This is a genomic window from Streptococcus sp. 9.1 (assembly GCF_016648815.1).
In the GTDB taxonomy this organism is placed as follows: domain Bacteria; phylum Bacillota; class Bacilli; order Lactobacillales; family Streptococcaceae; genus Streptococcus; species Streptococcus salivarius_E.
In genome coordinates this window covers 1-18,595 of the sequence record NZ_JACLQS010000004.1, presented here as the reverse complement: position 1 = coordinate 18,595, position 18,595 = coordinate 1, and the positions used below count along the sequence as shown (strand labels likewise).

At 38.0% G+C, this 18,595-nt stretch carries 20 protein-coding genes and 1 pseudogene; 3 read left to right on the top strand and 18 right to left on the bottom strand.

Annotation, left to right across the window (positions count from 1 at the left end; translation table 11 throughout):
• Nucleotides 1–80: 80 nt before the first annotated feature.
• From H7T93_RS04405 to H7T93_RS04380, 6 genes are all read right to left on the bottom strand, one after another.
• The gene (locus tag H7T93_RS04405) at nt 81–770 is read right to left on the bottom strand and encodes an XRE family transcriptional regulator (RefSeq protein ID WP_002891070.1); all 690 of its coding nucleotides are present in this window, start codon (nt 768–770) and stop codon (nt 81–83) included.
• Nucleotides 771–864: 94 nt separating this feature from the next.
• Complete coding sequence (locus H7T93_RS04400; protein WP_008534751.1) at nt 865–1,380, bottom strand: transcription repressor NadR; 516 nt, start codon at nt 1,378–1,380, stop codon at nt 865–867.
• Nucleotides 1,381–1,402: 22 nt separating this feature from the next.
• The gene (locus H7T93_RS04395; RefSeq protein WP_008534752.1) at nt 1,403–1,930 is read right to left on the bottom strand and encodes an ECF transporter S component; all 528 of its coding nucleotides are present in this window, start codon (nt 1,928–1,930) and stop codon (nt 1,403–1,405) included.
• A gap of 111 nt (nt 1,931–2,041) precedes the next feature.
• Entirely contained in the window at nt 2,042–3,604 is a 1,563-nt protein-coding gene (gene ffh, locus H7T93_RS04390; RefSeq protein WP_155211959.1) for a signal recognition particle protein, read from the bottom strand.
• A 32-nt stretch (nt 3,605–3,636) separates the two neighbouring features.
• Nucleotides 3,637–3,969 carry a putative DNA-binding protein gene (locus tag H7T93_RS04385; protein WP_002883908.1) on the bottom strand — a complete coding sequence of 111 codons (333 nt, stop codon included), beginning with the start codon at nt 3,967–3,969 and terminating at the stop codon, nt 3,637–3,639.
• A 65-nt stretch (nt 3,970–4,034) separates the two neighbouring features.
• Complete coding sequence (locus tag H7T93_RS04380) at nt 4,035–4,733, bottom strand: GntR family transcriptional regulator (RefSeq protein ID WP_008534754.1); 699 nt, start codon at nt 4,731–4,733, stop codon at nt 4,035–4,037.
• A 168-nt stretch (nt 4,734–4,901) separates the two neighbouring features.
• On the opposite strand from H7T93_RS04380, the gene guaA reads away from it, so the two are divergent.
• Entirely contained in the window at nt 4,902–6,464 is a 1,563-nt protein-coding gene (gene guaA, locus H7T93_RS04375) for a glutamine-hydrolyzing GMP synthase (protein WP_155211961.1), read from the top strand.
• Nucleotides 6,465–6,753: 289 nt separating this feature from the next.
• Here guaA and H7T93_RS04370 read toward each other — a convergent pair whose 3' ends face one another.
• The 10 genes and pseudogenes from H7T93_RS04370 to H7T93_RS04325 all read right to left on the bottom strand — a co-directional run bounded on the left by H7T93_RS04370 (nt 6,754) and on the right by H7T93_RS04325 (nt 14,925).
• Nucleotides 6,754–7,338, bottom strand: a complete 585-nt coding sequence (locus H7T93_RS04370; RefSeq protein WP_002891076.1) for a GNAT family N-acetyltransferase — start codon at nt 7,336–7,338, stop codon at nt 6,754–6,756.
• A 283-nt stretch (nt 7,339–7,621) separates the two neighbouring features.
• A complete protein-coding gene (gene adhP, locus H7T93_RS04365) occupies nt 7,622–8,641 on the bottom strand; it encodes an alcohol dehydrogenase AdhP (RefSeq protein WP_037611373.1) in 1,020 nt (339 codons plus the stop codon).
• Nucleotides 8,642–8,801: 160 nt separating this feature from the next.
• Nucleotides 8,802–9,083, bottom strand: coding sequence for a DUF5960 family protein (locus H7T93_RS04360; protein WP_201041628.1), 282 nt, complete (start codon nt 9,081–9,083; stop codon nt 8,802–8,804).
• Entirely contained in the window at nt 9,061–9,438 is a 378-nt protein-coding gene (locus H7T93_RS04355) for a hypothetical protein (RefSeq protein ID WP_014634573.1), read from the bottom strand. Before H7T93_RS04355 ends, H7T93_RS04360 begins: the two co-directional genes overlap by 23 nt.
• Nucleotides 9,435–10,850 carry a Y-family DNA polymerase gene (locus H7T93_RS04350; protein ID WP_048790511.1) on the bottom strand — a complete coding sequence of 472 codons (1,416 nt, stop codon included), beginning with the start codon at nt 10,848–10,850 and terminating at the stop codon, nt 9,435–9,437. The genes H7T93_RS04355 and H7T93_RS04350 overlap by 4 nt, the downstream gene beginning before the upstream one ends.
• Before the next feature lie 113 nt (nt 10,851–10,963).
• Nucleotides 10,964–11,815: an amino acid ABC transporter substrate-binding protein gene (locus H7T93_RS04345; protein WP_002891085.1), complete on the bottom strand. Its 852-nt coding sequence runs from the start codon at nt 11,813–11,815 to the stop codon at nt 10,964–10,966.
• Nucleotides 11,816–11,827: 12 nt separating this feature from the next.
• Nucleotides 11,828–12,457, bottom strand: a complete 630-nt coding sequence (locus tag H7T93_RS04340; RefSeq protein ID WP_002891086.1) for an amino acid ABC transporter ATP-binding protein — start codon at nt 12,455–12,457, stop codon at nt 11,828–11,830.
• An 8-nt stretch (nt 12,458–12,465) separates the two neighbouring features.
• Nucleotides 12,466–13,107, bottom strand: a complete 642-nt coding sequence (locus tag H7T93_RS04335) for an amino acid ABC transporter permease (protein WP_002891087.1) — start codon at nt 13,105–13,107, stop codon at nt 12,466–12,468.
• Between the two features lie 200 nt (nt 13,108–13,307).
• The gene (locus tag H7T93_RS04330) at nt 13,308–13,640 is read right to left on the bottom strand and encodes a zinc ribbon domain-containing protein YjdM (RefSeq protein ID WP_002891088.1); all 333 of its coding nucleotides are present in this window, start codon (nt 13,638–13,640) and stop codon (nt 13,308–13,310) included.
• Nucleotides 13,641–13,757: 117 nt separating this feature from the next.
• Nucleotides 13,758–14,925, bottom strand: a pseudogene (locus tag H7T93_RS04325) (SIS domain-containing protein).
• 207 nt (nt 14,926–15,132) lie between these two features.
• On the opposite strand from H7T93_RS04325, the gene H7T93_RS04320 reads away from it, so the two are divergent.
• A complete protein-coding gene (locus H7T93_RS04320; RefSeq protein WP_002891090.1) occupies nt 15,133–16,041 on the top strand; it encodes a LysR family transcriptional regulator in 909 nt (302 codons plus the stop codon).
• Nucleotides 16,042–16,135: 94 nt separating this feature from the next.
• On the opposite strand, the gene H7T93_RS04315 is transcribed toward H7T93_RS04320, so the two are convergent.
• Nucleotides 16,136–16,849, bottom strand: a complete 714-nt coding sequence (locus H7T93_RS04315) for a glycoside hydrolase family 73 protein (RefSeq protein ID WP_070656088.1) — start codon at nt 16,847–16,849, stop codon at nt 16,136–16,138.
• Between the two features lie 172 nt (nt 16,850–17,021).
• Here H7T93_RS04315 and H7T93_RS04310 point away from each other — a divergent pair, with 172 nt between their 5' ends.
• Nucleotides 17,022–18,029 carry a YeiH family protein gene (locus H7T93_RS04310; RefSeq protein ID WP_145516820.1) on the top strand — a complete coding sequence of 336 codons (1,008 nt, stop codon included), beginning with the start codon at nt 17,022–17,024 and terminating at the stop codon, nt 18,027–18,029.
• Between the two features lie 54 nt (nt 18,030–18,083).
• Here H7T93_RS04310 and H7T93_RS04305 read toward each other — a convergent pair whose 3' ends face one another.
• The gene (locus tag H7T93_RS04305) at nt 18,084–18,395 is read right to left on the bottom strand and encodes a hypothetical protein (RefSeq protein WP_037603153.1); all 312 of its coding nucleotides are present in this window, start codon (nt 18,393–18,395) and stop codon (nt 18,084–18,086) included.
• Nucleotides 18,396–18,595 lie beyond the last annotated feature (200 nt).

Here is an 18,595-nt window from a genome sequence, read left to right as displayed (position 1 = left end):
AAAAAAAGCCAAATCATTGGCTTTGCTTTACTTAGTATTATAACAGATTTAATTTGAGATGCCCAATTGATAAAAGTTGCCTACCCCTCAACAGGCATAAAGTTACCAACAATCTTACCAATGATTCGAGGATCTTCGTCATAGGGTGCAAACTTATCACCATAACGTTTATTGAGAGAAACTAAACGAAGGCCCTCTTCCTCACGATAGACCTTTTTGATATAGGTTTGACCATCCCAGTCTACAGCATAAACAGCTCCATCATAATCAAAGCCTGTTTGTTTGATTAGCACTACTTCTCCATTTAGGTAGGTAGGTTCCATAGAGTCTCCAAATACCCATGACGCAAAATCATGATCTAATTCTTCATCATAGAAAACTTCATCGTAATTGCCATCACCAAAGTAGGTATAACCCGTTCCGGCTGACAAACGCTCGAAAACTTTGTAAGAATATAACGGAATAACAGGTGCCTTCTGCTTTTCTGCTTCTTGCTCCTCCAAGAGAGCCTTAGTGAGTCGCAAAGCTTCCTGACGATTTTCCTCATTTAATTCCAAGTACACTTCTACAATCTCATGTTCAGATAGAAAATATGTCTCAGCTACACCAAAAAGTTCAGCCAATACTGATAGATTCTTTTGATTTGGTTTCGTCTTACCATTTTCCCAGTTAAAATAAGAGGAGCGAGAAATTCCTAGATGCTTAGCCACTGCTGCCTGACTCATTCCTTGTGCTTCTCGAATTTCCTTAAGTCGTTGTCCTGAAAACATAGCTACCTCCGTAAGTTAATAAACTAACATAAGTTTATCAAAAAAAGCAGTTAACTTCAAGTGAAACTAACTACTTTTACAATTCTCTTTTGTATTATTCTTTAACTAAAAATCCTAGATGGTTTAGTGCCTCTTCTATATAAGCCATATCCTGTTCACTATCTGCTTCGACAAGATGGTAATGAACACCATTTGTTAAATCAGATAAGGGACGAAAGTCATTTGACGATGATTGATCTAAAAAATGACTAACATCTCGACGACAAGTCAATTTCAACAAAGTCTGAATTTCTCCGTAAACTGGATGATCTATCATGATATTTTGAATACGTCCTCCATTATCAACAATAGCCAAAAGCTCATCTTTCATATCTAACACAGTATGATTCACCTTAAACAGCCTACGTATATAACAATTGTCATCGCTACTTTTATAGATATAGCCCCTATTAGTTGAAATAATCTGGGCACCATCTGCACGTAAGAGGGCAATATCTTGAACAATGATTTGACGTGTCACACCAAAATGCTCCGCCAAACTTTGTCCATTCATTGCTTCTTTAGCTCCCTTTAAGAGTGCCAATAATTCTTCTTTTCGATTTGAAGCCATAGACAAACCCTCCCTCTTTCAACTAGCGTATTTTTCGAATACTTTTGAAAATCGTTAATGCTATTACATAGTCTATCATACTATGGATAATAGTGCCAAAACCAACTAAAACAAAAAGAACATAGAACAGTTTTTGGAAATCCTCACCAGTTACAGAATAAAAAATCACGCAAGCAAGAACTTCACCTAAGGCATGGATAAGTCCTAAAACAAAGTTGAAAAGTAATGATGATTTATGGTTTTCTATCGTTTGTGGAAATTTTTTCAAATAGAGTGCGCCTAAAAAACCAAATATAATATGAGAAAAGGCTCTAAAAACAACCACAATCGGATAGCCCGCCATAAAGTATCCCAAACTAGAAGCTAAGATAACAAAAGCTGCTACCCAGGGCGATATAAACATAGCTAGAAATATTGGAACATGACTCCCCAAAGTATACGAAGCCGGTGGGATGATTAGTTTAATTGGCATAATACTTGGGATAAGGATAGCAATTGCAGTTAATAAAGCTGCAAAGGTCATTTCTTGAATTCTCTTTTTAGGTTTCATTATTTACTCCTTTTACTGTATATACATTAGTATATTACAGTGTATAGTTATATAAGTCAATAATTTTCAGAAAAAAACACTAGAGCAAAGTGCCCTAGCGTTCTAAGTTTCTTATTTACGTTTTTTCTTAGCTTTCTTCATCTTGTTGGCTTGACGCTTCATCGCATGTTTCATGGCAAAGGAACCGACCTTACCTTTAAGACCACCACCAAGCATTTGACTAAGGTCCATATCACCAAGGTCTGGCATACCTGCGCCACCCATCATGCCTTCAAGAGCAGACATGTCCATATTACCCATATCAGGCATATTGGGCATGTTTTTTGGAAGATTATTTGGGTTAAGACCCATTTGACGCATCATTTGCTCCATATCACCAGACATAACACCTTGCATCATTTGTTTGGCTTGGTTGAAGTCTTTAATAAACTTGTTTACTTCAATAAAGGTATTCCCTGAACCATTTGCAATACGGCGACGACGACTTGGTGTCAAAAGATCTGGATTTTCACGCTCTTCTGGTGTCATTGATGATACAATGGCACGCTTGCGTGCAATCTGTTTCTCGTCTACTTTAACATTAGCCAAGGCTGGATTGTTAGCCATACCTGGCAACATCTTAAGCAAATCCTCCATAGGACCCATATTTTGCACTTGGTCTAATTGGTCGATGAAGTCATTGAAGTCAAAGGTGTTTTCACGCATCTTTTCAGCCAACTCAAGAGATTTTTTCTCGTCGTACTCTTGAGAAGCTTTTTCAATAAGGGTAAGAAGGTCACCCATACCTAAGATACGGCTTGACATACGGTCTGGGTGGAAAGTCTCAATATCTGTGATTTTCTCACCAGTACCTGTGAATTTAATTGGCTTACCAGTAATCTCACGAATAGAAAGAGCCGCACCACCACGTGTGTCACCGTCAATTTTAGTAAGAACGACACCTGTGATATCTAGTTGTTCATTGAACTCCTTGGCAACGTTAGCAGCTTCCTGACCAATCATGCTATCTACAACCAAGAGAATTTCGTTTGGATGAGCAAAATCTTTAATATCATGCAATTCTTGCATGAGAGTCTCGTCAATCTGCAAACGACCAGCCGTATCAATCAAGACATAGTCATTCTTATTGGCACGCGCTTGTTCCAAACCATTTTTGACAATCTCAACCGCCGGTGTCTCTGTACCCATATCAAAAACAGGAACATTGATTTGTTGTCCCAAAGTCTTCAACTGGTCAATGGCTGCAGGACGATAGATATCCGCCGCAATCATCATTGGACGGGCTTCTTGTTCTTTAATCAGCTTATTAGCCAATTTACCAGCAAAGGTTGTTTTACCAGCCCCTTGGAGACCAACCATCATTATGATAGTTGGAATCTTTGGAGATTTCTCAATTTCAGATGTTTCAGACCCAAGAATATCTGTCAATTCTTCATTAACAATCTTGATGATTTGTTGCGAAGCATCAAGAGTATCAATGATTTCGTGACCTACAGCACGTTCACGAACACGTTTAATGAATGTCTTAACAACTGGTAGGGCTACGTCTGCTTCAAGAAGTGCCAAACGAATCTCTTTAGTGACTTCTTGAACTTCTTTCTCTGAAAGTTTTCCTTTACGTCTTAAATTTTTGAAAACGCCTTGCAAGCGTTCCGTTAAGCTTTCAAAAGCCATATGTCATTTCCTCTCTTACTTTCTGCTTGGGTCTAATCTCTATTATCGATACTGCTGAGCACAGCAATTTGTTCCTGAAGATAGCTATCGTCTGGGTATTTTTCCATGATATCATCAAATATTTGGCTACGAACAATGTAATCTGAATACATATGTAGTTTCATCTCGTAAGCTTCTAAAATCTTCTCAGTACGCTTGATGTTATCATATACAGCCTGACGACTCACACCAAATTCCTCGGCAATTTCTGCCAAACTATAATCATCCGCATAATATAGCTCAATATAGTTCATCTGCTTATCTGTTAACAAGGCTGCATAGAACTCAAACAAGGCATTCATGCGATTGGTTTTTTCAATTTCCATAAGCTCCATTTTACCATAAAATCATGGTGTTAGCACGATTCTTGTGCAGAAAAAAGCCGTGACTGTTAATTGTTCTCCAAATAAAATTCAAAACGGTCGCCAACATAGTAACTTCGTACATATTCGAAAGCCTGCCCGTCTTGGAGGAAGGAAATCTGTGTCAAACTCAAGAGAGCATCACCAATCTTAACCTTTAGGTGCTTGGCTAGACTACTATTGGCCAAACTGGCTGATATGGTCTGCTGACTTTTCCCTATTTCATAGCCATTATCAGTTAAGGTTTTGAAGAAGTGTTCGGTAATTTCTGATTCCTTAAAACCTCGGATAATTTTCTCAGGGATACTAGCAATCTCATAGGCAACTGGAATGTCATCGGCAAAGCGAACACGTTCCATACGAATGACATAGGACTGCGGTAAAACACCTAAATTCTTGATTTCAAACTCATTTGGATGTACACGTTGATAAGAAATAAGCTCACTAGATGGTTTCTTGCCTTGGGATTTGACAATCTCCGTAAAACTCGTAGTTCCACGCATCTTTTCCTTAACTCGACTACTAGCCACAAAAGTTCCACTGCCTGGTTTACGCTCTAAAATCCCCTCGTCTACTAAAAGTGTTATGGCCTGACGCACAGTCATCCGACTCACATCAAAAGTCTCGCAAAGATCTCGCTCGCTAGGGAGACGTTGCCCGATTTTCCAAGTGCCATCATCAACATCTTCCTTAATCTTATCATGTATGCGAATGTACGCTGGTAACATCTAATACCCCCTTCTGTACCCCTATTTTACAAAAAAAGTAACAGAATTGTAAAGATGAGTATGATACTTACAGTTTCTCGTATAAATCTAGGTGCTAAGTCCATAAATTTGTGATACAATGATTGCATAAGAAAGAGTCCATGTGTGACGTAAAAAGAAAGGGTAATAATGACTGACATTTCTACTTTGAATGATGTGCAGAAAATCATTGTTCTAGACTATGGTAGCCAATACAATCAGCTGATTGCACGTCGTATTCGTGAATTTGGTGTTTTCTCTGAATTGAAGAGCCATAAAATTACCGCTGATGAAGTCCGTGCCATCAATCCTATCGGTATCGTACTTTCTGGTGGTCCTAACTCTGTTTATGCCGAAGATGCATTTGGTATTGACGAAGAAATTTTCGAGCTAGGTATCCCAATTCTTGGTATCTGTTACGGAATGCAACTTTTGACCCACAAACTCGGTGGTAAAGTTGTTCCAGCTGGTGAAGCAGGTAACCGTGAGTATGGCCAATCAACACTTCGCCTTCGTGCCCAATCACAGCTCTTTGCTGAAACTCCTGAAGAACAAGTCGTTCTAATGAGCCACGGTGATGCTGTTACAGAAATTCCAGAAGGTTTCCATCTTGTTGGTGACTCAGTGGATTGCCCATTCGCTGCGATGGAAGATACCGAGAAAAACTTCTATGGTATCCAATTCCACCCAGAAGTTCGTCACTCTGTATATGGTAACGACATTTTGAAAAACTTTGCTTTTGGTATCTGTGGTGCCAAAGGTGACTGGTCAATGGCTAACTTCGTAGATATGCAAATTGCACAAATCCGTGAAACAGTTGGTGACCGTAAAGTCCTTCTTGGACTCTCAGGTGGGGTTGACTCATCTGTTGTTGGTGTCCTTTTGCAAAAAGCTATCGGTGATCAATTGACATGTATCTTCGTTGACCACGGTCTTCTCCGTAAAGGTGAAGGTGACCAAGTTATGGAGATGCTTGGAGGTAAATTTGGCCTCAACATTATCCGTGTTGATGCTTCTAAACGCTTCCTAGACCTCTTGGCTGGTGTTGATGATCCTGAGAAAAAACGTAAAATCATTGGTAACGAGTTTGTTTACGTCTTTGATGACGAAGCAAGCAAACTTAAAGGTGTAGACTTCCTAGCTCAAGGAACGCTCTATACTGATATTATTGAATCAGGTACTGAGACAGCTCAAACAATCAAATCTCACCACAACGTTGGTGGTCTTCCAGAAGACATGCAATTTGAATTGATTGAACCACTTAATACCCTCTTTAAAGACGAAGTTCGTGCCCTTGGTACTGAAATGGGAATGCCTGATGAAGTCGTTTGGCGTCAACCTTTCCCAGGACCAGGACTTGCCATCCGCGTTATGGGTGAAATCACTGAAGAGAAACTTGAAACCGTTCGTGAGTCTGATGCTATCCTTCGTGAAGAAATTGCCAAAGCTGGTCTTGATCGTGATGTATGGCAATACTTCACTGTTAACACAGGCGTTCGTTCTGTCGGTGTTATGGGTGATGGCCGTACTTACGACTACACTATCGCTATCCGTGCTATCACTTCAATCGACGGTATGACAGCTGACTTTGCGAAACTTCCATGGGAAGTTCTTCAAAAGATTTCTGTTCGAATCGTTAACGAAGTTGACCACGTTAACCGTATTGTCTACGATATTACAAGTAAACCACCTGCAACTGTAGAGTGGGAATAAAATATAAACCTAATTTAAAGTGACTTGATTGATTTAACAGCATTTTGAATTGTTTTAAAACGCTAAAATCTAATTAATTATATTTGGTTCCCCACCAAATACCCCACCAGAATTTCTTTCTGGTGGGGATTTTTTATATCTTAATTACAAAAATAAATCAATAAGCAATGTTATGGGGTCAGAAAAATTTTTGCTTTTCTGATGTTCAATACTAACTCTTACATCATACCTAGATAATGGGGTAAAATCAAAACTCTCTGATAGTTATTTATTTGTAAAAAAATTCACTTTAATCATTTGCTATATTTCCTTCATTCACATTTAGCCCATAAATTTCAAAATCATGGTAGGATCCATTATAGAACTCGAATTGGGAAATTTCGCTTTCCTTTTTAAAACCTAAACTGATTGGTATAAACTTACTTTTAACATTCTCAACATCTATATAAATCAAAAGCTTATCAATTTTAAATTTGGATGGAATGATTTTTATTAATTGTTTTAATCCCTGCTTTACAAAACCTTGATTTTCATATTTTTCTGATATCCAATATCCAATTTCAGCTTGATGTTTTTGTAAATCAATATTATGTATATCTATCATCCCTACTGGTGTCTGATTGACGCAAATTGTTAACATAAATAACTCATTACGCTCCATTTTTTCACGTGCATACTTTATAAACGCTCTTTCATTTTCAATACTTTTCATTTCTTCCACCCAAGGAAGCCACATAGCAAGACGTTCTCGTTCAATAGAAACAATCTCATATAACCCTTCACTATGGCTATCGGATATATATAAAAGTTGGCATCGTTTCCCACGTGATTTAAATTCTATGAATAGTTTCGAGTCCAAGTTGGTAGAATCCACTTCATACTCCTTGTTATAAATGATAATATTCTTTAACTCTTTATTTACGAAATCATTATATAACTTTTTTACTACTTTTCAAATAAATAAAATTTTGTCTATCTTTTTGAGGACAGAACACATTACAACAACAAATGAATTAAGGTAAAACTAAAAGGACCTAGTCCTATATAGTAGAGAACTAAATCCTTCACTTAAATTATTTGTCTAACTTTCTAATATCAGTTCAAGTTTACACCACTCGACTCTTCACATAGTCAGAGTAGCATAGATAGGTGTTTGCTTACTTAGTGAAATCCAATACTTTACGTCCTTGAATTTCACCTTTTTCCATTTGGTCAAAGACCTCTACCGCTGTATCAACAGGAACAGTTTCAACAACTGGCACTACCAAGCCTTGTGCACCGAAGTCGAAGGCTTCTTCCAAGTCCTTACGTGTACCTACAAGAGATCCAACAACACGGATACCATCTAGGACGGTTTTAACAATTGAAAGCTCCATGTATTCAGATGGTAGACCAACGGCAACAACTGTACCACCGGCACGTACACTATCGACAGCTTGATTGAAGGCAACTTTAGAAACAGCGGTTACAACAGCACTGTGTGTACCACCAGTTTTTTCTTGGATATAACCCGCTACATCTTCAACTTCTTTACCGTTCACAACTAAGTCAGCACCAGATTCTTTAGCCAAATCAAGTTTATCTTGGTTGATATCAACAGCCACTACTCGTGCATTGAAAACTTTCTTAGCATATTGAATAGCCAAATTACCTAGTCCTCCAGCACCATAAATAGCTACCCATTGACCAGGTTCAACTTTAGCTTCTTTAATAGCTTTATAGGTTGTAACTCCCGCACAAGTAATAGATGAAGCTTGAGCTGGATTAAGTCCTTCTGGAACTTTCACAGCATAGTCTGCAGTAACTAAAGCATAGTCACTCATACCACCGTCAACACTATAACCAGCATTTTTTACAGAACGGCAGAGTGTTTCGCGACCAGTCGTACAATATTCACAATGGCCACACCCTTCGAAGAACCAAGCAATTGATACACGGTCACCTTTTTTAAGTGTTTCAACACCTTCACCAACTTCTTCGACAATACCAATACCTTCGTGACCTAGTATACGACCTGGTACTTGACCAAAGTCTCCATGAGCTACGTGAAGGTCAGTATGGCAGACACCGCAATATTCAACTTTAACCAAAGCTTGACCATGACCAACTACAGATGGTTTTTCATGATCAACAACTTCAACACCTGTGCTTGCTTGATTAACAACAACTGCTCTCATTTTTATTACCTCCATATGATAACTTTTAACACCTTCATTATAGCACTTGCACAAGTGTTGTCAACGCTTACATAATATTTTTCTTAGATTTCGAAAAACTTCATAAAAATCCTGTTTTCAAGTCAAAAATACACTATTTCTTTGACTAAATTAATATCATTCAATCATTTCCAAGATACCTATACTGTCTTACGGGTATCTTGGAATCCAAAAGACTAACTTCAAAATGGAAATAATGATTGCGTCCATCTCTGGCATTCTCTTTATTTAATAGAAAATAATTCTTTTGACTGATAGCCATCTCCCTCATAATATCATCCGTCAAAAAGGTTAAGGGAATATCCATGGCAGAATAACGATAAAAGTCTTCTTCAAATTTTAAATAGCTATCAGAAAAATAATCAATTTGAAGTTTATCATCATAAATTTTTCTCTTCCTCATCTATGGTCTCAACCCCCAAACTAATTTCTAATATATCCTTTGTTCGAATACATTTATGTCGCTTGCAAGATTTTATAGTAACTTGATTAAAATCCAAGTCAACCACATAGCCACTACATCTACAGCGCCTACCTTGATCCTTTATCTGGAAACTTCCCAATAATTGACCTGAATAAAGCTGGTTTAATAAAGTAAACTTCTCTAAATCATCCAAATGACTCCTAAGATTTTCTTTAGTCTTATCTTCATGTAGGGAGCTTGTATGTTCTGATAAGAAAAAGCCCATCCACTTCATCATTCCCCTGTCTTGATGTTCCCTAGCTGATTGAAAGGGAAGGTAACTACGGTCTATCATTTTAAGCCATCTAATCCTCCAGCAGAGTGTCCACCAATAAGCTTACTTCGAGCAAGACTCCTAGACGCCTCCTGTAAAGCAGTTGCTTTTTGAATGGTCGTAAAGCCAAATTCCTGTCGAATACTGTCTATAGCTGCCTGAAGCCTTTCTTCTTTATCAATGTCATCTGGATTATCAAATAAAGAAAGAATTTGAAGCCTTTCATCTACAAAATTTGCATAAGAGACACTGACACTTCGAACAGTCCCTCCTTGATATTTCTTCCTAAAGAGTTCAATAACATGGCTTATTAGTACTCTTGTATTGTTAGCAGGTTCAATCTTCATCTGTGCTTGTAACGAACGCTTGCTCTCTAACTTTGAAAATCCAATGCTAATGGAAACTTGACAAGCTTTCTTATGGGCTCGTCTTAACCTAATGGCTACCTGCTCTGCCATCTCTCTTAGAATCAATTCAATATCAGCTTGACGCTCATAGTCTCGTGGCAAGATTTGAGAATTTCCTAAGCCATGTGACTTTGGTTTATAAGGTTGATGAACATTACTCTCATCAATACCGTTAGCATGAAAAAAGAGGTCTAAGCCCACAATACCTAACTCCTTTTTAAGAGTATCAGGATTGCTATTAGCAAGTTCTCGAATAGAGAAAATCCCCAACTTGTTTAAACGCTTCTCCATCCGCTTTCCAATTCCCCAGAAATCGGTCATATGGGGAATATTCCAAACCTTAGTCTCGACATCTTCATAGGACCAGTTGGCTCTCATCGTAGCCGTATGTTTGGCCTCATTATCAAGCGCTAACTTGGCCAATAAGGGATTGCTGTTAGACATCCCAACTGTCGAGTAAATACCTGTCTCCCTCCAAATATCTCTTTGAATACGCCCTGAAATCATATCTAACTTATCTTTTCTTGTAACTGTTCTATCGGGAATAAAGTAATTCAGTGACGACGTGAGATCAATGAAACCCTCATCAATGGAATAAGGAAGAATGTCTTCAACACTGGCATAATTCTGGAAAATGTGTTGAATTTGGATATTCTTTTTTATATAGAGGTCCATTCTAGGAGGAACGATAAAGGTAACCTTGGCCCAAGATTCGATGTAATTTACAAAATCTCTATCCGTTGGAAGTCCCTGCTTTTTGGCATTATAATAGTGAAACTTACGAGAATGAATGTCAAAAGGTAAGTCATAAGAACGACTAACATTTGACTTGCCAAAAACCTGCTTAAATATGGGTGAGGAGGCTAGTATCAAACCATTAGCATTTTCAGCCCTACTCATCACACATAGAGAAGTCTTAAGAGGGTGTAACCCACGTTCAACACACTCTACACTCGCATAGAAAGATTTCATATCTACAAAAGCAATATCACTTTTCGGTTCTCTTGAATAATCAAAATATCCCATGCTTACCCTTTCGTTAGTTTATAAACTAACATTAGTATAAAATATAACTTGTTTTATTTCAAGTATTTTCCACAAAAAAATAACAACATCCCTTCTAGAATGTTGTTATCCTTCTATTTTTTCCCTTTAACTTGGTCGGTGGCAACATCTTCGCCAAACCATTTGTCAGAAATCTTTTGGAATTCTCCATTTTTATAAAGGGTTCTAAATCCTTGATTGATTTTTTTAATAAGTGTCTTATCTGCCTTACGAGCACCTACAGCAAAGCTTTCACCCTCGTAACCAGCAGGCATAACGTTATACTGATCCAGAACTCCTGATTTTTCTAAGTAGTAATTAGCATACACACGGTCAATCAATAGGCCGTCAATACGTCCACTATCAAGGTCAATCAAGGCCTGAGTAAAGGTCGAATATTGGACTGCTTTTTGGTTGGTCACGATATCCTTCAAAATCTTCGGAGAAGCATTGAAAGCATCATAACCGGAAGAGCCTGCTTGGGCACCTAAGGTCTTACCTGCCATTCCTGCAACAGAATCAATTCCCGAAGACTTTTTGGTTACCAGTACTTGTTCATTGACCATATAAGGCACTGTAAAGTCTGCAGACTGCTTACGCTCATCCGTGACCGAGTAACCATTCCAAATAAGATCAATTGTCCCATTCTTCAGTTCTGTTTCTTTCATATCCCAGTCAATAGCCTGCCATTCGACATCGATACCATACAATTTAAAAACTGCAGTGGCAAGATCAATATCAAAACCAACATAGCTACCATCCTTTTCCTCATATCCCATAGGAACAAAGGTCGCATCAAAACCAATTTTGATTTTCTTTTCTTTGGTATAGGTTTGCCACTGATCTTTCTGAGTTGCAAAATGTGAGCGCGAGCTACAAGCTGATAGCGCAAACAAAGGCAAAATGACAAGACAGCCTAGCAAAATCGTTTTTACTATTTTTTTCATGGAAAATCCTCACTATTTTGGATTGATAGTGACAATCTCATCGGCGATGTGCTGTGCAAACTGCATATCATGAGTGATAACGATTTGCGTAATCCCAGTCTCACGATTCTGCAAAATCAATTTCTCAACTTCTTGACGCAACTCAGGGTCAAGAGCTGATGTTGGTTCATCATAGCCGACAATTTTCGGATCAATCATCATAGCACGCGCAAATGCAACACGTTGTTTTTGTCCCCCAGAAAGAGAGTAAGGATAAGCATTTCCGTGAGCTCCAAGACCTAAACGGTCAAGTAGGGCTTGAGCTTTTTTCTGGGCATCTTCCTTAGACATTCCCATCGTCTTAATTGGCGAAAGCGTTAGGTTATCTAAGACTGTCAAGTGCGGAAACAGTTGGAAATCTTGGAAGACAAAACCTAGCAAGTTACGACTTTCCATCTGATCCAAAGGAATCTCTTCATTTTCATAAATAATTTGTCCTGAATCAATGGTTTCAAGTCCTGCTAGCATACGCAAGAGAGTCGTTTTACCACCACCAGATGGTCCGACAATAGCTAAGATTTTCCCTTCTTCGACAGTTAGGTTATAGTTATCAAAAATTTTGTGTTGACCAAATTGCTTGGAAATATTTTTTAATTCTAACATAAGGTCTCCTATTTATAATAGTTGAATTTCTTTTCGATGTGTTTTGAAGCCACAGTCACCACACCCACAAGGATAAGATAGATAGCTCCAGCCACAAACATCGGTGCTAAGGTCGCATCACGGTTCGCAGCGGTACGACTCTCCAAAAGAAGGTCTCCAACCCCAAGCACATAAACCAATGATGAATCCTTAACCAAGTTAATAATCTCGTTGAAGATACTTGGCAAGACAATCTTGACTACCTGAGGAAGGATAATGTAGCGGATGGTTTGGAAAGGACTAAGTTTAAGCATTTTTGCTGCTTCATATTGTCCTTTCGGAATAGCCAAGATTCCTCCACGGAAAATCTCTGCGAAATAAGCTGCATAATTAAGCGTAAAAGCAAGAATAGCGGCTGGCAGACGGTCAAAGACAATCCCAACACTTGGAAGAACGTAATAAACGAAGATCAATTGTAAAAGGAGGGGTGTTCCACGCATAATCCAAACATAAAGGGTTAGCAACCAATTTAAAGGTTTGAATTTAATCTGCATTAAGAAAGCAAGTACAATCCCTAATGGAATCGACAGTACGATAACAATGAAGAATACTTGAAGTGTGACTACCGCACCGTTCAAAAGGGCTGGTAATACTTCCAAAACGTATGACATATAAACTCCTATAATTATTTAGTATTGTTGAATATTATACCAAATTATTTAAAAAAATGATATAAGATTTTGAAAATAGTAAAAAGGAGTGCGACTAGACCCATTTTTCAAAATGAGTTCATAGTCACACTCCTGAGAGACTTAAATAGTCTGTCCTGAGAAACAAACAATACTTAAGTCTAGCATCTCTAAAGCTTATTTTAGATTTTCTTAACAAATTCAGATTTAAGTTTCATAGCACCAAAACCATCAATCTTACAATCAATGTTGTGGTCACCTTCAACCAAACGAATATTTTTAACACGTGTGCCTTGTTTAATATCTTTTGGCGCACCTTTAACTTTCAAATCTTTGATAACTGTAACAGTGTCACCGTCAGCAAGACGTGTGCCATTGCTATCAAGAACCACAAGCCCTTCTTCTTCTGCAACTTCGTTTGGATCCCACTCATAGGCACATTCAGGACATACAAGTAAGATTCCATCTTCATAAACATACTCTGAGTTACATTTTGGACAATTTGGTAATGACATAATTCTCTCCTAAGATTGTGATATAGATACTATTCTACTTTAGATTTCCTAATTAAGCAAGGGTGAAAACGATAAAAACAAACAACATCCCTTACACTGTAAGAGATGTTGGTATTTTTATTCAACAGTAACTGATTTAGCTAAGTTACGTGGTTTATCAACGTCGAGTCCACGATGGAGTGTTGCAAAATAAGCAATCAATTGTGTCGGTACAACCATTGAAATTGGTGACAAGTAAGGGTGAACGTTATTAAGAACGATGTCATCGCCTTCTTTAGCAACATTTTCCTCAGCAATAGTCAACACTTTAGCACCACGTGCTGCAACCTCTTGGATATTACCACGAGTGTGGCTAGCAAGAACAGCGTCAGACAAGAGGGCAATAACAGGTGTACCATCTTCGATCAAAGCAATTGTTCCGTGTTTCAACTCACCTGCTGCAAAACCTTCACATTGGATATATGAGATTTCTTTCAATTTAAGACTAGCTTCCATAGCAACGTAGTAATCTTGACCACGACCAATATAGAAAGCATTACGTGTTTCTGCAAGAAGAGCTGCCACTTTCTCGTCAATAACTTCTTTTTCAGAGAGTGTTGATTCGATAGATTGTGCTACAAGTGACAATTCATGTACCAAGTCGAAAGCTTTAGCTTTTTCATTACCATTAGCCTCACCAACTGCTTTAGCCAAGAAGGCAAGAGCTGCAATCTGAGCAGACCATGTTATAGCCATCACCAAGACCAATCAAAAGTGGTGATTTGTTTTTTGCCACGTAAATTGTTGAGGCATCTTCAGAATCCATGAGGGCAAAGGCATATGATCCACGGATAATGTGAAGAGCTTTCTTGAATGCTTCAAGAGTTGACAAACCATCTTCTTCAACGAATTTTCCAATCAAGTGAACTGCAATTTCAGTATCGGTTTGACCTTTGAAATCGTGACCAGCAAGGTATTCTTCCTTAATTTCAAGATAGTTTTCAATAACACCATTGTGAACCAAAACAAAACGTTCTGTTTCTGAGCGGTGTGGGTGAGCATTGTCCTCTGTTGGTTTACCGTGAGTTGCCCAACGAGTATGTCCAATACCGGCTGTGCCTTCTACTCCTTCAGTTTTAGCAGCAAGTTCCGCAATACGGCCAACAGCCTTAACCAATTGACTAGATGCATCGCCCGCTACAAAGATACCAGCTGAATCATAACCACGGTATTCTAGCTTTTCAAGTCCTTGAATCAAGATATCAGTTGCATTTGTGTTACCTACAACACCAACAATTCCACACATATTTTTAATAATAACCTCAGATCAAAGAGGTCATGTCTCCTTCATTTAAAATTGGTATAGTCAATAAGCTCTTTAAAAAGCTTAACGAGGACAGTATATTCCATATATTTGACATTGTCAAGCATAAAAATTGGTATAGTCCTAAAAAGACTTTTTACTCGCCTCTTATCCTAAGGAATAATCCTTAAAATATGCTATAATAAGGCTATGCGAATTCAACAATTACATTATATTATCAAAATCGTCGAAACCGGCTCAATGAATGAAGCTGCAAAACAACTTTTCATTACGCAACCAAGTCTTTCAAATGCTGTTCGTGACTTGGAAAGAGAAATGGGAATTGATATCTTTATCCGTAACCCTAAGGGAATCACCTTAACCAAGGATGGCGTTGAATTTCTCTCTTATGCCCGTCAGGTAGTGGAACAAACGAATCTCTTGGAAGAACGCTACAAGAGTCATACAGAGACACGTGAATTGTTTAGTGTTTCCTCTCAACACTACGCTTTTGTTGTCAATGCCTTCGTCTCACTTCTCAAAAGAGCTGATATGACACGTTACGAGCTCTTCTTACGTGAAACACGTACTTACGAAATTATTGAGGACGTTAAGAACTTCCGTTCAGAAATTGGTGTTCTCTTCCTTAACAGCTATAACCGAGATGTCTTGACTAAGATGTTTGATGACAACCGTCTCACATATACCAGTCTCTTCAAAGCTAGACCGCATATCTTTGTCAGCAAGTCAAATCCATTGGCTAAGCATGAAGTTGTCTCTTTGGAAGATTTAGAAGACTTTCCATACCTTAGTTACGACCAAGGGATTCATAATTCCTTCTACTATTCTGAAGAGATTCTCTCTCAGATTCCCCATAAAAAGTCCATCGTGGTTTCAGACCGCGCGACACTCTTCAACCTATTAATCGGTTTGGATGGTTACACCATTGCTACAGGTATTTTAAATAGTAATTTGAATGGTGATAACATTGTCTCTATCCCGCTTGATATTGATGATGAGATTGATATTGTTTACTTGAAGCATGAAAAGGCAACCCTCTCTAAAATGGGAGAAAAATTCCTAGATAACCTCGTTAAAGAAGTCACTTTTGACAACTAATAGATGTTAGTCCCCAGCACAGAATGTTGGGGACTTTTTATCACCCAAACTATCCAATTTGGTGCACAAAAAAAGAGCCTTTCGACTCTCATTGTTATTTATAATTTTTATAGCTTGCCCAAGCCTCATCTATAGATAAGGTCTCAGCATCTGTGTATGAGCCTCTATAGCTGTTCCAAACAAGGCCACTTGTTGACCCAGTTGCTTGGGTAACTGGAGCTTGATCGTAGGCAGTCAAACCATAGTATGCAATAATGCTATTTAATTTAGAAGCGTAAAGACTGTCAGTTGCATAAGTTCCTGTCAGTGCTTGGGTGGCATCTGCATAACTACTTGTATTTGATTTCCATGTGCCAGCATAAGTTGATGACGTCATCAAAGCAGCATAATCGGCTAAAGAATCGCTTAGACTTCCATAAGAACGGAAAGGTTCATCAATCTCATAAGTCTTCCCTGTACCATCGTCTTCCCATGTACGCATGGTCACAGAATTCCCATTATAAGTGCCCTTAATCCCGAAGAAGTTGTAATAAGGAGCTTGACTCAGACCTGACTGACCTGAATTTGATTCCAGAATGGCTTGAGCAATTAGAACAGAAGCATAGATATTGTAATCTTGACCAATCTGTCTAGCAGTCTCTCCGATACTATCAATAAAAGCCGTCGTAGTTTGATTGTAGGCAGCTTCAGCTTTAGCATTAACACTGTTATCATTTTTTCTATCCGTTGTGAAAGCTAGAACCAAAAAAAGTGAACACACAAAAGCTCCCACAATAAAAATCATATACTTCTTTAAATGACGATACATACAACCCTTCCTTCATAAGATTTTCGATTATAATATTTTAATACTATTCTATCAGAAATAACACTCCTTAGCAAGTTATAGGGATAGTTTCTCCTCAAAACTATCCCTAACAACACCTTTACATATCCTAAATAATAAGATATAATGTGGGTAATTTTTAAGGAGATGAAAAATGAAAATCAAATCATTCTTACCTGGTATAAGTATTGCAATACTTATTTCGCTTGTAGCCTGGACTCTTGGAGTCTTATTTCCTATTATTGGAGGGCCTGTCATTGGTCTTTTCATTGGCCTCTTGCTTGGCATTGTAGTGACAGACTCTGAAAAGCTCAAAACTGGGATGCAGTTTACATCAAAAAAAGTATTACAATACGCTGTTATTCTTCTAGGATTTGGGCTAAACCTTTCTCAAGTTTTCCAAGTTGGCTTAACCTCACTTCCTATCATTTTAGCCACTATTGCTACGGCACTCGTTACTGCTTACTTCATCCAAAAGCTATTTAAGTTAGATAGCGAAATTACTACTTTAGTAGGGGTTGGTTCTTCAATCTGTGGAGGTTCTGCTATTGCTGCAACTGCACCTGTAATCAAGGCAAAAGATGAATCTATTGCAACAGCAATCTCGGTAATTTTCTTTTTTAACATCTTAGCGGCTTTAATCTTTCCTCACTTGGGATCTTGGTTGGGACTTAGTAATCAAGGCTTTGCCATATTTGCTGGAACAGCTGTCAACGATACTTCTTCTGTAACTGCTACAGCTAGTTCTTGGGATAGCTTACATGGAACATCTATCCTAGAGCAAGCAACAATTGTTAAATTGACTCGAACACTTGCTATCATCCCAATAACTCTTGGTCTATCTGTATGGCAGTCACAAAAGGATAATACAAAGGAAGCATTCTCGCTAAGCAAAGCAGTCCCTAACTTTATCCTTTGGTTCCTTTTGGCCTCACTGATTACAACTGTTGCAATGTCACTCGGTGTAACACCTGCCGTCTTTTCACCATTAAAAGACCTTTCAAAATTTATGATTATTATGGCAATGACAGCTATCGGTTTCCAAACAAATCTCAAAAAACTAATCACTAAAGGAGGCTCAGCACTTCTAGTGGGAGGAGTCTGTTGGTTATTAATTAGTCTTGCTTCTCTTCTCATGCAAAAGATATTAGGACTTTGGTAAAAGACATCTAAAAAACTCACAATCTGGCTAAGACTGTGAGTTTTTATTATAGAATCATTTTTTATACTCAAAGACATAGGTTTGGATAACCTTATCCCCATCGTTTGTTACTTTCAAATCTACATTGTAGCTCTTAGTTTCACCACTAATATCCTGAACCTTATAATCACCATCTTTTTTTACAGAAGAGGTGGTCTGTCCTGAATAATGCCTAACTTCAAGGCCTGAAGCTCCATCTAGAGAAAAAGGAATGAGCCCGTTTAAAGAATATAGCCCATACAAAATAAGACATAAAAAGCTCAGCGACACAAGGCTCACCAAATAATATTTAACAAAATCCCCCAATTTAAATCCCTGCTTACTCACTTAGCTATTATCTTCCTTTAACTTAACGTTATTTTTATTAGAGCATTTTCAAATTTTATTTTACACACATTTGGGTATTTTGTCAAATTATTTGATATTTAAAATAGAACCTAATTTTTCTATATGATAAATTGCAAGAATAAGTGCAACATTTACTCGAACTCATCCTCTAGAGCTTCACAAGCAGTTCTGTAAGCTAA